Source organism: Burkholderia sp. GW821-FHT14F03, assembly GCF_058803765.1.
Window position 1 is genome coordinate 24410 of the sequence record NZ_JBXAPG010000043.1, and the last position, 14179, is coordinate 38588.

Annotated in this window: 15 protein-coding genes, 1 other RNA gene and 1 riboswitch; of the genes, 7 read left to right on the forward strand and 9 right to left on the reverse strand. The window is 70.0% G+C overall.

What is annotated here, in order from left to right; translation table 11 throughout:
* From AC1RQF_RS25415 to AC1RQF_RS25440, 6 genes are all read right to left on the reverse strand, one after another.
* Positions 1 to 541, reverse strand: a 541-nt coding sequence (locus AC1RQF_RS25415; RefSeq protein ID WP_492873222.1) for a histidine phosphatase family protein, incomplete at its 3' end; no start/stop codon positions are given.
* The gene (locus tag AC1RQF_RS25420) at positions 526 to 1302 is read right to left on the reverse strand and encodes an adenosylcobinamide-GDP ribazoletransferase (RefSeq protein ID WP_273998671.1); all 777 of its coding nucleotides are present in this window, start codon (positions 1300 to 1302) and stop codon (positions 526 to 528) included. The genes AC1RQF_RS25415 and AC1RQF_RS25420, both read right to left, overlap by 16 nt.
* Complete coding sequence (cobT, locus tag AC1RQF_RS25425; RefSeq protein WP_492873223.1) at positions 1292 to 2344, reverse strand: nicotinate-nucleotide--dimethylbenzimidazole phosphoribosyltransferase; 1053 nt, start codon at positions 2342 to 2344, stop codon at positions 1292 to 1294. The genes AC1RQF_RS25420 and cobT overlap by 11 nt, the downstream gene beginning before the upstream one ends.
* A gap of 106 nt (positions 2345 to 2450) precedes the next feature.
* A complete protein-coding gene (locus AC1RQF_RS25430; protein ID WP_492873224.1) occupies positions 2451 to 3272 on the reverse strand; it encodes an ABC transporter ATP-binding protein in 822 nt (273 codons plus the stop codon).
* Positions 3269 to 4273: a FecCD family ABC transporter permease gene (locus AC1RQF_RS25435; protein WP_492873225.1), complete on the reverse strand. Its 1005-nt coding sequence runs from the start codon at positions 4271 to 4273 to the stop codon at positions 3269 to 3271. Before AC1RQF_RS25435 ends, AC1RQF_RS25430 begins: the two co-directional genes overlap by 4 nt.
* Positions 4274 to 4294: 21 nt before the next feature.
* Positions 4295 to 6175, reverse strand: coding sequence for a TonB-dependent receptor domain-containing protein (locus tag AC1RQF_RS25440; protein ID WP_492873226.1), 1881 nt, complete (start codon positions 6173 to 6175; stop codon positions 4295 to 4297).
* Positions 6176 to 6249: 74 nt separating this feature from the next.
* A riboswitch (cobalamin riboswitch) is annotated at positions 6250 to 6490 on the reverse strand.
* 187 nt (positions 6491 to 6677) lie between these two features.
* Here AC1RQF_RS25440 and AC1RQF_RS25445 point away from each other — a divergent pair.
* The 5 genes from AC1RQF_RS25445 to AC1RQF_RS25465 all read left to right on the forward strand — a co-directional run bounded on the left by AC1RQF_RS25445 (position 6678) and on the right by AC1RQF_RS25465 (position 9078).
* A complete protein-coding gene (locus AC1RQF_RS25445; protein WP_273998677.1) occupies positions 6678 to 7028 on the forward strand; it encodes an ATPase in 351 nt (116 codons plus the stop codon).
* Positions 7025 to 7339, forward strand: coding sequence for a cell division protein ZapA (locus AC1RQF_RS25450; RefSeq protein ID WP_273998678.1), 315 nt, complete (start codon positions 7025 to 7027; stop codon positions 7337 to 7339). Before AC1RQF_RS25445 ends, AC1RQF_RS25450 begins: the two co-directional genes overlap by 4 nt.
* Before the next feature lie 92 nt (positions 7340 to 7431).
* A non-coding RNA gene (ssrS, locus tag AC1RQF_RS25455) (6S RNA) lies at positions 7432 to 7613 on the forward strand.
* 72 nt (positions 7614 to 7685) lie between these two features.
* A complete protein-coding gene (locus AC1RQF_RS25460; RefSeq protein WP_273998680.1) occupies positions 7686 to 8147 on the forward strand; it encodes an EVE domain-containing protein in 462 nt (153 codons plus the stop codon).
* Between the two features lie 193 nt (positions 8148 to 8340).
* Entirely contained in the window at positions 8341 to 9078 is a 738-nt protein-coding gene (locus AC1RQF_RS25465) for an SIMPL domain-containing protein (RefSeq protein WP_273998681.1), read from the forward strand.
* 73 nt (positions 9079 to 9151) lie between these two features.
* Here AC1RQF_RS25465 and lgt read toward each other — a convergent pair whose 3' ends face one another.
* Positions 9152 to 10042: a prolipoprotein diacylglyceryl transferase gene (gene lgt, locus AC1RQF_RS25470; RefSeq protein ID WP_492873227.1), complete on the reverse strand. Its 891-nt coding sequence runs from the start codon at positions 10040 to 10042 to the stop codon at positions 9152 to 9154.
* 84 nt (positions 10043 to 10126) lie between these two features.
* Positions 10127 to 11038, reverse strand: a complete 912-nt coding sequence (locus AC1RQF_RS25475; protein WP_274004358.1) for a LysR family transcriptional regulator — start codon at positions 11036 to 11038, stop codon at positions 10127 to 10129.
* A 159-nt stretch (positions 11039 to 11197) separates the two neighbouring features.
* Here AC1RQF_RS25475 and ilvD point away from each other — a divergent pair, with 159 nt between their 5' ends.
* Together ilvD and AC1RQF_RS25485 are read left to right on the forward strand one after the other, a co-directional pair.
* Positions 11198 to 12871: a dihydroxy-acid dehydratase gene (gene ilvD / locus AC1RQF_RS25480; protein WP_273998686.1), complete on the forward strand. Its 1674-nt coding sequence runs from the start codon at positions 11198 to 11200 to the stop codon at positions 12869 to 12871.
* A 129-nt stretch (positions 12872 to 13000) separates the two neighbouring features.
* Positions 13001 to 13324, forward strand: a complete 324-nt coding sequence (locus tag AC1RQF_RS25485; RefSeq protein ID WP_273998688.1) for a c-type cytochrome — start codon at positions 13001 to 13003, stop codon at positions 13322 to 13324.
* Positions 13325 to 13339: 15 nt separating this feature from the next.
* Here AC1RQF_RS25485 and AC1RQF_RS25490 read toward each other — a convergent pair.
* The coding region (locus AC1RQF_RS25490) for a DUF2486 family protein (RefSeq protein ID WP_492873228.1) at positions 13340 to 14179 on the reverse strand (840 nt) is incomplete at its 5' end.

The following is a 14179-nucleotide window of genomic DNA, read 5'->3' on the forward strand; positions in this document are numbered from 1 at the left end:
CGTTCGTCGCGTTCGTCGCGTTCGTCGCGTTCGTCGCGTTCGTCGCGTTCGTCGCGTTCGTCGCGTTCGTCGCGTTCGTCGCGTTCGACGCATTCGACGCATTCGACGCATTCGACGCATTCGACGCATTCGACGCATTCGACGCCGGCAGCATGGGCGCGATCCGCGCGACGAACTGCGCGACGCTCTCGCCGCCATGCTCGCGCGCGCCCCACAAGTCCGCGCTCCAGCGTTCGATCGCCTCACGGCCGATCTCATCCCAACGCAGCATCTCCCACGCGCCGAAGTCGATCTCGCGCAGCCGCGGCTCGCTCCGCAACGATGCTCGCCAGCCGCGCGCGAGCGCCGCCGCGAACCCGGCGCAGCGCGACAGCGGGCTCGTGACGAGCGCATCGGGAACCGGAATGCCGCGCGCGTCGAACGCACGCATCAACGCACGGGCCGCCTCGTCCGGGTCGACCGCGAGCGGTACGTCGCTGCGCCCGTAGCACACGCCCGGGTCCACCGCGACGGCCGGATGACGGATCAGGACGAGATCCATCCGAGCGCCACCAGATAGATCGCCAGTTCGAACAGCTGCTGCGCGAAGCCGAGGCAATCGCCGGTATAACCGCCGATCCGCGCGACGAAGTAACGCGCGAGCAGCACGCGCAATCCGGCGAGCACGCCAAGCGCGACCAGCCCCATGCGCCAGTCCGGCCACAGCAGCCACGGCAGCCCGCCCAGCGCGGCGAAGCCGAACGCCCGCGCGGACATCCGCTGCGCGACCGGCTTCGCCTTGCCCTCGCCGCGCACGTAGTCGAGCGTGACCAGGAGGCTCACCGCGCCCACGCGGCTCGCCGCATGCGCGGCGAGCATCGTCCACGCGACATGCGTGGGCGGCAGCGCGACCAGCGCCTGCCACTTCAGCGCAAGCGCGATCACGAGCGCCGCCGCGCCGAAGGTGCCGATCCGCGAGTCGTGCATGATGCGCAGCACGTCCTCGCGCCGATACCCGCCGCCGAAGCCGTCGCAGCTGTCCGCGAGGCCGTCCTCATGGAACGCGCCCGTCAACAGCAGCGTGGCCGCGATCGACAGCAGCACCGCCACGCCGGCCGGCCACAGTCGCGCGGCCAGCAGGTACACGCCGGCCGCGACCGCGCCGACGCCCACGCCGACCAGCGGGAAATAGCGCGCCGCGCGATTCAGGTCGTCCGCTTCGTAGCCGACCCAGCGCGGCACCGGCACGCGCGTGAAGTACCCAAGCGCGACGAACGCATAGCGCAGCTCCGCGCGCAGGCCCACGGCGCGCTCAGGCGTCACGGTTCGCGACGCCGGCCGCATCGAAGCTCGCCATCTCGACGAGGAACGCGGCGGCGGCCCGCACGAGCGGCAGCGCGAGCGCGGCGCCCGTGCCCTCGCCGAGCCGCAGGTCGAGCGCGAGCAGCGGCTCCGCGCCGAAATGAGCGAGCATGCGGCGATGCCCGCGCTCGTCCGACGCGTGCGAGAACACGCAATACTCGCGCAGCGCCGGCGCGAGCGCATCGGCGACCAGCAGCGCCGAGGTCGCGATGAAGCCGTCGACGAGCACCGTCATGCGCGCGGCCGCCGCCGCGAGAAATGCGCCCGTCATCATGGCGATCTCGAAACCGCCGAAGGCGGCCAGCACGTCGAGCGGCGCGCGCGCATCCGGGTGGCGCGCGAGCGCGCCCGACAGCACCGCGCGCTTGTGCGCGAGCCCCGCGTCGTCGAGGCCGGTGCCGCGCCCGACGCACGCGTCGAGCGGCAGGTCGAGCAGGCGGCTCATCACGCACGCGGCCGCCGACGTGTTCGCGATGCCCATCTCGCCGAAGCCGATCACGTTGGTGCCGAGCGCCGCGTGGTGGCGCACCCGCGCCGCGCCCGCCGCGAGCGCCGCCTCGCACTCGGCGCGCGACATCGCCGGTTCGTGCGCGAAGTTGCGCGTGCCGGCGGCGATCGGCAGGTCGAGCAACGACGCGTGCGCGGGCAGCGGCGTCGCGACGCCCGCGTTGACGATCTCGAGCGCGCAGCCTGCGACGCCCGAGAACGCATTGATCGCCGCGCCGCCCGCCAGGAAGTTCGCGACCATCTGCGCGGTCACGGCCTGCGGATACGGGCTCACGCCCTCCGCCGCGATGCCGTGATCGGCCGCGAACACGATCATCACCGGCCGCTCGACGCGCGGTGCATCGCACTGCTGGATCCGCGCCAGTTGCAGCGCGAGCGCTTCGAGCCGGCCGAGGCTGCCGGGCGGCTTCGTCTTGTGATCGATCAGGTGCTGCAGCGGTGCACGCGCCGCTGCGTCGAGCGGATCGATCCGGGGCACGGAAAAAGTCGAGGTCATGGGTTCGCCTGAGTCGAAATCGGAAACGGAAACGGAAACGGGATCGAAAACAACGCCGGGGGCGCCGGGCGGCACCCGGACGCGAATACGTACGGGCGGCCCGACATCATCGCGCCGTCTGCGCCGGCCACACCGGCACCAGCGCTTCGCGGCCGTCGCGCTCGATCAACACGAGCGGATAGCCGAACGCCCGGCTCGCGCGCTCGGCGCTCAGCACCTCGCGCGCGGGGCCGGCCTGCGCGCCGCCGCGCCCGTCGAGCAGCAGCGCGTGGGTCGCGAAACGGCGCGCGAGGTTCAGGTCGTGGCACGAGAAGATCACGGTGCGCGCGCCGCCGCGCAGCCAGTCGGCCAGCGCGGCGAGACAATCGATCTGGTGATGGAGGTCGAGATGCGCGAGCGGTTCGTCGAGCAACAGCAGCGGCGCGTCCTGGCACAGCGCGCCGGCCAGCGCGACGCGCTGGCGCTCGCCGCCCGACAGCGACAGCACGTCGCGCGCGGCGAACGCCGCGAGCCCGAGCGCGTCGAGCGCGGCCTGCGCGGCCGCGCGATCCTCGGGACGCTCCCAGCCCCAGCCGGACAGATGCGGAAAGCGGTTGAGCAGCACGGTGTCGAACACGCTCGCGCTGAACGCGTCGTGCACGCTCTGCGCCATCAGCGCGCGCCGCCGCGCGAGCGGCGCGGGCGACCATGCGGCGAGCGGCACGCCGTCGAGTTCGACCTGCCCGCGCGCGGGCGGCGCGAGTCCGGCGAGCGTCGAGATCAGCGTTGTCTTGCCCGCGCCGTTCGGGCCGGCAATGCACCACAGCTCGCCCGGGCCGAAGCCTTGCGTGAAATCGTCGAGCAGCAGGCGGCCACCCGCTTGCAGTGCGAGCCGCCGCGCATCGCAGCGCGCCGCGACGGCATCCGGAAGCAGGCGCGGCGCGCTCATCGCGCCCGCCTCAGCAGCATCCACAGGAACACCGGCACGCCGATCAACGCCGTCATCACGCCGACCGGCAATTGCGCGGGCGCGATCGCCGTGCGCGCGAGCAGGTCGGCCGCCATCACGCCGCCACCGCCCGCGAGCGCGGCGGCGGGCAGCAGCATGCGCTGGTCGTTGCCGAATGCGAGCCGCAGCGCGTGCGGCACCACGAGACCGACGAAGCCGATCGTGCCGGCCGTGGTGACCGCGGCCGCGGCGGCCAGCGAGGCGATCAGGTAGATGCGCAGCCGCAGCCGCGCGACCGGCACGCCGAGCGCCGCCGCCACGGCGTCGCCGCGCAGCAGCGCGTTGAGCTGCGGCGCGACCGGCAGCGCGGCGAGCAAGGCCGCCGCGAGCGCCGCGAGCGCGAACCAGGGCGCGGCCGCGCCGCTCAGGTCGCCCGACAGCCAGAACAGGATGCCGCGCAGCCGGTTGTCCGGCGCGATCGACAGCAGCAGCGTGATCAGCGCGCCCCACCCCGCCGCGATCACCACGCCCGTGAGCAGCAGACGCGGCGATGCGTCGCGAACGTCGCCGCGCCACAGCGCGCGACGCGCGAGACCGAGCAGCACGGCGATCGACGCGAGCGCGCCGAGGAACGACGCGGCGTCGACCATCCACCACGCGCCGCCCGCGATCATCGCGACGAGCGCGAAGCCCGCCGCGCCGCCCGATACGCCGAGCACGTAAGGCTCGGCGAGCGGATTGCGCAGCAGCACCTGCAACAGCGCGCCCGCGAGCGCGAGCAGCGCGCCGCAGCTGAAGCCCGCGAGCGCCCGCGGCAGGCGCAGCGTGCGCACGACCTCGACCGCGAGCGGCGTCGCGTCACCGCCCCCATGCGGCGCGAGCGCGGCCAGCGCCTGTCCGGGCGAGACGGGCAGGCTGCCGCACGTCAGCGACGCGACGAACAAGGCGGCCGCGACGCCCGCGGCCCCGGCCCAGATCAGGGCCGCGCGGCGCGCGTTCATCCGCGCGCCCCGCCGCGTGCGTCACGGCTGCTGCCAGCCGATCGTGACGTAGGCGCCGCGGCGCGGCGTGTTGTACGCATAGGCAAGTTCGTAATCCTTGTCGAGCAGGTTGTCGATGCGCGCGCTCACGTACCACGCCTTCGTGATGTTGTAGCGCGCGGACAGGTTGACGACCCCGTAGCCGCCGAGCGGATTGCCGGTGTCGTTGCGCGCGCCGCTGACGAGCCATTCGCCGCCGACGCGCCAGCCGCCGAACGCGCGGTTCAGCGCGAACGACGCGAAGCGGCGCGCGCGCCGGTTCAGGTCCTGGCCGGCCGTCTCGTCGACCGGGTTCTGCACGGTCGCCGCGACCCGCACCTCGGTCTTGCCGACATGGCCCTGCCACGAGCCCTCGACACCCTGCACCTTGGCCCGGCCGATGTTCACGGCCTGATAGTAATAGCTGTTCGCGACCGGCTGGTAGTCGATCAGGTCCGTGTAGCGCGTCTGGAACACCGTCACGCGCGCCACGCCGAGCGCGTCCGACGCGTACTGCACGGCGGCCTCGACCGAGTGGCTGCGCTCGGGGCGGATCGCCGGATTGCCTGCGTTCGGGTAGTACAGATCGTTGAAGCTCGGTGCGCGGAATGCATCGGAATAGCTGGCCGTGACCTTCCAGTGCTCGGTCACGTCGAGCCCATAGCCGAGATAGTAGCTGTTGGCGCCGCCGAAATCGGAGTACTGGTCGCGCCGCACGTTGGCCTGGAACTGGCTGTTCCCGAAGCGGCCCGTGTAGCCGAGCCAGCCCGAATTCACATGACGCTGCGGCGCGACGAACACGTCGGAGTCGAACGCCTGGTCGAGCCGCTCATAGCCCGCCTGGATGCGCTGATCCTTCAGCGGCGCGAAGTCGTTTTGCCAGGTGTACTGGCGGTTGTCGGTGTTGAAGTGATCGGTATAGGCGCCGTTCAGCCAGGACTGGCTTCGATCGTTGCCGCTCGCGACGCGCAGATGCGTGGTCCACCAGTCGGTCAGCTTGCCGTCCGCGAACGCGGCGATCTGCTGCACCTTGGTATACAGGCTGTTGAGATCGGTCGGCTGCCCGTAGGCATTGTCGAAGCTGGTGTCGCCGTTGCTCTGGAAGTAGCTGACACCCGCGCTCCAGCGCGCGTTGAAGCGATGCTTGAGCGACGCGGCCACGCTTTCGTCGAGATAGCCGTTCGCATTCGGATTCGCCTGCGGCTGCCGGACCGGATCGATGGCCGAGAAACCGTCGGTCTTGTCGCGCGACAGCGACACGCTGAAGGTCGTGTCGCCCGCCGCGTCGAGCCGGCCCGACACGCCCGCGGTCTGGCTCTGCGTGTGATAGCTGCCATAGCCGACCGAGAAGTTGAAGCGCGGCGGATGATCGCCGCCGTCCTTCGTGAACACCTGCACGACGCCGCCGATCGCGCCCGAGCCGTACAGCGACGACACGTTGCCGTTGACGATCTCGACCCGCTCGATCTGGTCGAGCGGCAGCTGCGCGATCTGCGCCTGGCCGAGGCTCGCCGAATCGACCCGCACGCCGTCGATCAACACCAGCGACTGGGTCGACTGCGCGCCGCGCAGGAACAGGCTCGCGGTCGCGCCGGGCCCGCCGTTGCGCACGATCTGCGCGCCGGGCGCGAGCGCGAGCAGGCCGGGCAGATCGGTCGCATTGCTGTTCTCGATGTCCGCGCGGGTAAACAGAGTGGTTTGCGGCAGCGCGTCCGCGAGCGCTTGCGGGGCACGCTGCGCGGTCACGACGATCGGCTCGAGCTGGGTCGGCGCGGCGGCGGACGAAGGCGGCGGGGAAGAAGCAGGCGGCGTGCTCTGCGCGACGGCGGCGCACGGCAGCCCGGAACACGCGACGAGCGCGGCGCGGGCGATCTGGGTTCGCATCGATGAATCCTGTTGAACGGTGCGGCCCCCGCCTCCCCGCAGGTTCCGCCTCACGAGGACGGCGCGCATCGCGCGTCCGCCCTCCCGCCCTGGCCGGTATCCGGGCTGACGGCGTCACCGCCCCGCCTTCCCGCGCGCATCGCGCAGTGGCCGCGCGGCAAACGCCGCGCTTGTGGGGACAGCTGGCATCGCACGCGATGCGCCGCTTACCGTTGCGGGGGCAGCGCAGGTTGGCCGGTCCTGGCGGACCGTGCGCCCTGCTTCCCGTTTAACCGCGTGCGCGTGCACGCGAGCACCAAAGCGGCGCCAGTGTAGGAGCGCGGGTGCCGGCCGTCAAGAAAGCCTCCCGCGCGCCGCGCGCGCCCCCCAGCTCGCGGGATTTGACCCAGATTTGTCGCAAAATTCGCATCAACACGCATGAACGTTACGTCTCGATACGATCCGGATCTCGGGTTGGACGATAATCCGCGCTAAAATGCTGGGTCTTTAGAGGACGCAGCAGATGCTCAACGAACTCGAAACTCTATCTCAAAATATTGGCCGTTTGATCGCGCTGAACAAGCGTCATCACACGGAGCGGCTCGCGCTCGAAGAGCAGCTCGCGCAATTGCGCACGGAAGCGGAAGCGACCCGCACGGAACTCTCGCAACTGCGCGAGGAACGCGACGCCCTTGCGGCGGAGCGCGACGCGCTGTCGGCGAAGATCGACGATGCCCAGGTGAAGCTCAATGCGATTCTCGAGAAGCTGCCGCGCGCGAAGAACGCGCCGGACGCGGAAAACCAGCTCGACCTGCTCGACCCGCGCGATGATGCGCGCGAGGGCGGCCCGGCCAGCCACGGAGAACATGCATGAGCACCAAGCAGATCGAAGTATCGATCCTCGGTCAGGCGTATCGGCTCGCCTGCTCCGCCGACACCGAAGCCGCGTTGCTCGAGGCGGTCGCGCGCGTCGATGCGGAGATGTCGAAGATCCGCTCGAACAGCTCCGTGCGCGGCACGGATCGCATCGCCGTGATGGCCGCGCTGTCGCTCGCGTCGGAGCTTTTGAGGCTGCAACAGAGCGTGCGGCACGGAGAAGCATTTCCCGCGGAGGAAATCCGGCGTACAATGCATCAAATGAATGAACAGCTTGGTGCAGTGCTCGCACAGCACGAAGCGCAGTAAGCGGGTCGCACGGGTTCTCGTGGTGCTTGATGTCCAGCGTGATGAGCATCGCGCAAGCCACTGAATCCAAACACGATCCGCACGATTAGTCAGCTTCCCTGCCTGGTTCGCCAAGGTCATATATTCCTTGAACCAATGCCATGTGCACGGTTGCGGAAATTTGTAGCACGGGCGCGCGCGTCACTCTGTCTGATGTACCCGATGTGCTGCTAACTGCGACCAATTCTGAACCCCAGGTTCAGGATGCCGGCCTAGCGGCCAAGGCGGGGGCCTTTTCAACGGCATCGGGCGATTCCCGATGCCGTTTCCTTTTGCGGCAGCCTTTTTCCTGCGTCGATCACGATCCATGCACCACTGGCTGATGAAGTCCGAACCGGACGAAGCGAGCATCGACGATCTCGCGAACGCGCCGCAGCGCACGCTGCCGTGGACCGGCGTGCGCAACTATCAGGCGCGCAACTTCATGCGCGACACGATGCACATCGGCGACGGCGTGCTGTTCTATCACTCGAGCTGCCCCGAGCCCGGCATCGCCGGCCTCGCCGAGGTCTGTTCGACGCCCTATCCCGATCCCACGCAGTTCGATCCGAAGAGCCCCTATCACGATCCGAAATCCACGCGCGAAACACCGCGCTGGATGCTGGTCGACGTGAAGTTCGTGCGCAAGTCGCCGCTCGTGCCGCTCGCCGCGTTGCGCGAGCACGACGCCCTTGCCGACATGCGCGTGCTCGCGAAAGGCAACCGCCTCTCGATCACGCCCGTCACGCCCGCCGAATGGCGCTTCATCACGCAGAAGCTGATGAAGTGAGGTCGCGCCGCGGCCCGCTTCAAGGAAAGTCAAATCGGCCGGCCCGGCCGGCCGCGCAGCGGAACTCGGCGCGCCTTTCATTGGCCTAACGGTCGCTCAGCCGGCAAGCCGCCGGTTACGATCCTCATCAGGCGCGGCCTCGTACCGCGTTTTTGCGCGTATCGCGTGCGCGCTTCCGTTCAAGGAGTCCAACATGACGAAAAAAACCGCCCTCGTGCTCGCTCTCGCCGTCGCCACCGTGGTGCCCGTCGCGCTGTCGCTCGCCCCGTCCGTCGCACGCGCGCAGAGCGTCGGCCAACAACCGCCGCCGGCCGGCGTGCTGTCGCTGTCGGCACAGGCCAGCGCCGACGTGCCGCAGGACGTCGTCACGATCACGCTGTTCTACGAGCAGCAGGCGCGCGACCCCGGCAGCCTCACGGCGGACCTGAACCGCCGCGCCGACGCGGCGCTCGCGCAGGCGCGCGGCGTCGCCGGCGTGACCGCGCGCACGGGCGCGTTCTCGGTCTATCCGAGCACCGACCGCGACGGCAAGATCTCCGCATGGCGCGGCCGCACCGAGGTCGTGCTCGAATCGCACGACTTCGCGGCCGCCTCGAAGCTCGCCGGCCAGCTCGCCACGACCCTGCAGATCGCCGGCGTCGACTTCTCGCTGTCGCCCGAGGCGCAGCGCGCCGCCGAGCAGAAGCTCACGACGGAAGCGATCAAGTCGTTCCGCACGCGCGCCGAGGAAGCCTCGAAGGCGTTCGGCTACAGCAGCTATTCGATCCGCGACGTCAACGTCGGCGGCGGTCACAACGTGCAGCCGTATCCGCGCATGATGGCGATGGCCGCGGCCGCGCCGATGTCCAAGGACGCCGGCGCGCCGATCTCGGTCGAGGGCGGCAAGGCGACCGTGACCGTCAACGTGAACGGCTCGGTCCAGATGAAGTGACGCGCGACGCGCGACGATAAAAAAGCGCCGGCTCCCGCCGGCGTTCTTCATGGTGCGCGGCTCACGCCGCCCGTCATGCGCGCGCGGCGCCCGCGCCACGACGATAGGCCCACACGAGCATCGCGATGCCCGCGAGGATCATCGGCAACGACAGCCACTGCCCCATCGACAAGCCGAACGTGAGCAGTCCGAGGAAGTCGTCGGGCTCGCGCGCGAACTCCACGGTGAAACGCGCGAGGCCGTAGCCGATCAGGAACACCGCCGACACCGCGTCGAGCGGCCGCGGCTTGCGCGCGAAGAAGAACAGCACGAAGAACAGCGCGACGCCCTCGAGCGCGATCTCGTAGAGCTGCGACGGATGGCGCGGCAGCATCTGATACTGCATGAACACCTCGTTGAGGTTCCACTTCGCGGCAAGCGCCGGATGCGCGCCGAGCCACGCGGCATCGTCGCGCGCGGCGCCGGGGAACAGCATCGCCCAGGGCGCGTCCGGGCTCGTCACGCGGCCCCACAGCTCGCCGTTGATGAAATTGCCGAGACGCCCCGCGGCGAGCCCCGTCGGCACCATCGGCGCGACGAAGTCGGTCACCTCCATCCAGCTGCGCTTGCGCTGCCACGCGAACAGCGACATCGCGAACACCACGCCCAGGAAGCCACCGTGGAACGACATGCCGCCCTCCCACACCTTGAAGATGTCGAGCGGGTGCGAGAAATAGAAGCTCGCCTTGTAGAACAGCACGTAGCCGAGACGGCCGCCGAGCACGGTGCCGAGCACGCCGTAGAACATCATGTCGTCGATGTCCTTCGCGGTCCAGCCTTGCGCCGCGACGTGCGGCAGCCGCAGCCGCAGCCGGCCGACCACGATCGCCGCGATGAACGCGACCAGATACATGAGGCCGTACCAGCGGACGGCGAGCGGCCCGAGGTGGATCGCGACGGGATCGAAATGCGGGTGAATGATCATGGATAAACGGTGTAGGGTTCGGATTCATCGCGCCGCGCACGAGGTGCGCGACGCGTGTTTGACGGCGGGCGCGCGCCGAGGTTCTCAGCCGTCGATGCCGGGCGCCGCGCGCCGCACGATCTCGATGAAGGCCGCGAGCACCGGACTCACGTCGCCCGTGCGCCAGGCCAGCCCGGTCTCGACGACCGGCGCGTCGGCGGCGAGCGGCCGGTAGATCACGCCCGTGCGCCGCAGGTTGCGCAGCGACTGCGGCACCAGCGCGACGCCCATGCCGGCCGACACGAGGCTCACGATCGTCTGCATCTGGATCGCCTCCTGGCCGATGCGCGGCGTGACGCCCGCCGCGCCGTAGCAGCCCGTAATGATGTCATAAAAGCCGGGCGCCAGACGACGCGGAAAGATCACGAGCGGCAAGTCCGCGACCTCGGCGAGGCGCACCGGCGTCTCCTCGCCCGCCTTCGACGCGTCGGCCGGCATCGCCACCACGAGCGGTTCGCGCGCCACGGGCAGATAGGACAGCACGGCCGCATGCCGCGGCGGCACGGGCGGAATGATCAACCCGGCGTCGATCCGCCCGGCCGCGAGTTCGTCGATCTGCACGTCGCTCGTCGCCTCGGTCAGTTGCAGCCGCACGTGCGGATTGCGCGCGCCGAACTCGCGCAGCAGGTTCGGCAGCAGGCCGTAGTCCGCGGTCGACACGAACGCGAGCGACAGCGAGCCGGCCTCGCCGCGCGCGAGACTCTGCGCGAGCGGCGGCAGCGCGTCCGCCGCGGCCAACAGCCGCTCGACCTCGGGCAGGAGCGCCGCGCCCACCGCCGTCAGCTCGACCGAGCGCTTGGTGCGCGCGAACAGCGCGACGCCCAGCGCCTCCTCCAGCGCGCGGATCGCCTGCGACAACGGCGGCTGCGTCATCGACAGCCGGGCGGCCGCGCGGCCGAAATGTCGCTCGTCGGCGACGGTCACGAAATAGCGCCACTGGCGCAGGTCGGGGCTCACCTCGGTCACGCTCCCTGATATGTTGATCGACCTAATCGGCTATGAATAATATATTGGACATTCCCAAAGAGAAACTGCATCCTTGGCCCACTTGAGCCGTTCCGCCCGTGCCGCGGCCGGCCGCCCCGCAATCAAGACAACAAACGGATGGAGTTCCCCATGTCGTACAACCGCCGCTCGAAGAACATCACGCAAGGCGTCGCGCGCGCGCCGAACCGCTCGATGTATTACGCGCTCGGCTACCAGAAGGACGATTTCGACAAGCCGATGATCGGCATCGCGAACGGCCACTCGACCATCACGCCGTGCAACGCGGGCCTGCAGCGCCTGTCCGACGCCGCCGTGAAGGCGGTCAAGGACGCCGGCGCGAATCCGCAGATCTTCGGTACGCCGACGATCTCCGACGGCATGTCGATGGGCACCGAGGGGATGAAGTACTCGCTCGTGTCGCGCGAGGTGATCGCCGACTGCATCGAGACCTGCGTGCAAGGTCAATGGATGGACGGCGTCGTGGTCGTGGGCGGCTGCGACAAGAACATGCCGGGCGGGATGATCGCGCTCGCGCGCCTGAACGTGCCGGGCATCTACGTGTACGGCGGCACGATCCGCCCCGGCCACTGGAAGGGCAAGGACCTGACGATCGTGTCCTCGTTCGAGGCGGTCGGCGAGTTCACCGCGGGCCGGATGTCGCAGGAAGATTTCGAAGGGGTCGAGAAGAACGCGTGCCCGACGACCGGCTCGTGCGGCGGGATGTACACAGCGAACACGATGAGCTCGTCGTTCGAGGCGCTCGGCATGTCGCTGCCGTATTCGTCGACGATGGCGAACCCGGACGACGAGAAGGTCGACTCGGCCGCCGAATCGGCGCGCGTGCTCGTCGAGGCGGTGAAGCGCGACCTGAAGCCGCGCGACATCATCACGAAGAAGTCGATCGAGAACGCGGTGTCGGTGATCATGGCCACGGGCGGCTCGACCAACGCCGTGCTGCACTTCCTCGCGATCGCGCACGCGGCCGAGATCGACTGGTCGATCGAGGACTTCGAGCGGATCCGCAAGCGCGTGCCGGTGATCTGCGACCTGAAGCCGTCGGGCCAGTTCGTCGCGACCGACCTGCATGCGGCGGGCGGCATCCCGCAAGTGATGAAGATCCTGCTCGACGCGGGCCTGCTGCACGGCGACTGCATGACCATCACCGGCGAGACCATGGCCGAAGCGCTCAAGGACGTGCCGAGCGTGCCGCGCGCCGACCAGAAGGTGATCTACCCGATCGACCGGGCGCTGTACAAGGAAGGCCACCTCGCGATCCTGAAGGGCAATCTCGCGGAAGACGGCGCGGTCGCGAAGATCACCGGCCTGAAGAACCCGGTCATCACCGGCCCGGCGCGCGTGTTCGACGACGAGCAAGGCGCGCTGCAGGCGATCCTCGACGACAAGATCAATGCGGGCGACGTCGTCGTGCTGCGCTATCTCGGCCCGCAGGGCGGCCCGGGCATGCCGGAAATGCTCGCGCCGACCTCGGCGATCATCGGCAAGGGGCTCGGCGAAACGGTCGGCCTCATCACCGACGGCCGCTTCTCGGGCGGCACCTGGGGCATGGTGGTCGGCCACGTGGCGCCGGAAGCCTTCGTCGGCGGCACCATCGCGCTCGTGCAGGAAGGCGACTCGATCACGATCGACGCGCACCGGCTGCTGTTGCAGCTGAACATCGACGACGCCGAGCTGGCGCGCCGCCGCGCCGCCTGGAAGCAGCCGGCGCCGCGCTACACGCGCGGCGTGCTGGCAAAGTACGCGGCGCTCGCGCTGCCCGCGAACAAGGGCGCGGTGACGGGCTGACGCTTGCGGACAACGGCCGGGGCATCCCGGCTGCGTCAAGGAAGCGGGGGGCGCGAAAAACTCGCGCCCCCTTTGCTTTTATAATGCGCGCAAACCAAGCCGGACACCCACGCCGGCGGAGACCTCTAGATGATACGAATCCCGTTGCGTCTGATGGCAATCCTGCTGGTTGCCGCCGGAGCCAACGCGCATGCGCAGCAAGCCGATGGCCCGACGCTCGCGCAGCGCAGGAACTGCATGGCCTGCCATGCGATCTCGCAGCCCCTGATGGGGCCGTCGTTCAACGCGATCGCGGACAAATACGCGGCGCGCGCCGACGCCGCGCCCTATCTCGCGCAGGCCATCGTGAAAGGCAGCGTGGGGGTGTGGGGCAGCGTGCCGATGCCCGCCAATACGCAACTGACGAACGCCGAAGCGGGCACGCTCGCCCACTGGATCCTGTCGCTCAAGTAAGCGGCGCGCGCCGCCTCATGCGGTATCGGTATCGGCGCCGCGCGCGGCGCGGCGCGCCAGTTCGTCGTCGACCGCTTCCCTGACCCAGCCCGCGATCTCCACCTCGAGCGTGCGCGCCACCTCGCGCGTGACCTCGTCGACGAGCCGCGCGCCGTGATCCCGCAGGGCCGCCTCGCAGCGGGCCTCGATCAGCGCACGCCCCGCTCCGCCCAGATAATCGGCCACGCGCCGCTGCAGGCGGCCGGCGATCTCGCGCGCGTCGACGCGCGCATCCGCCGCGGCGGCCGCGAACGACGCCAGCGGCGGCGGCGTGACCGCTTCGGGTGCGGAATGGGACGCCGGCAACTCGTCGGCAAACGCCGGCGGCGCGTCGAATGCGGTCAACAATTCGGCAGCCGGCGTGGCGGCCTGGAGGTCGACGCCGTCGGCGGGTGGTGCCAGCTCGGTCGCGCGCGCCGGTTCATGGTTCGCGCTCGTGGCGGGATCGTCGGTCGGCGCGGATGCGGCCGATGCCTCGTGCGACGCCGTTGCGCCCGCGAGCAAGGGAGAGGTCGCCAAGGGCCGGCCGGGGAACGGCGCGGACAAGGCCGATGCGGCTTGGGCAGACGTCGGCGTGGACGCGTCGGCCGGCGATATCGCACCGAGCGCTTCGGCGCGTATCGCCGACGGCTTGCCGGGGGGCGGTATATCGGCGGGGGGCGGCGATACGGCTTCCGGCGCTTCGATGCGCTTCTCCGGCGGCGATGCGCCGACCGGTTCAAGCACCGTCGCACCCGACTTGCCCGGCTCCAGTACCTCGGTCAGCGTCGGCGGCATCGGGAACGGTTCGGCCTGCGACGCGGCTTCCGGCGCTTC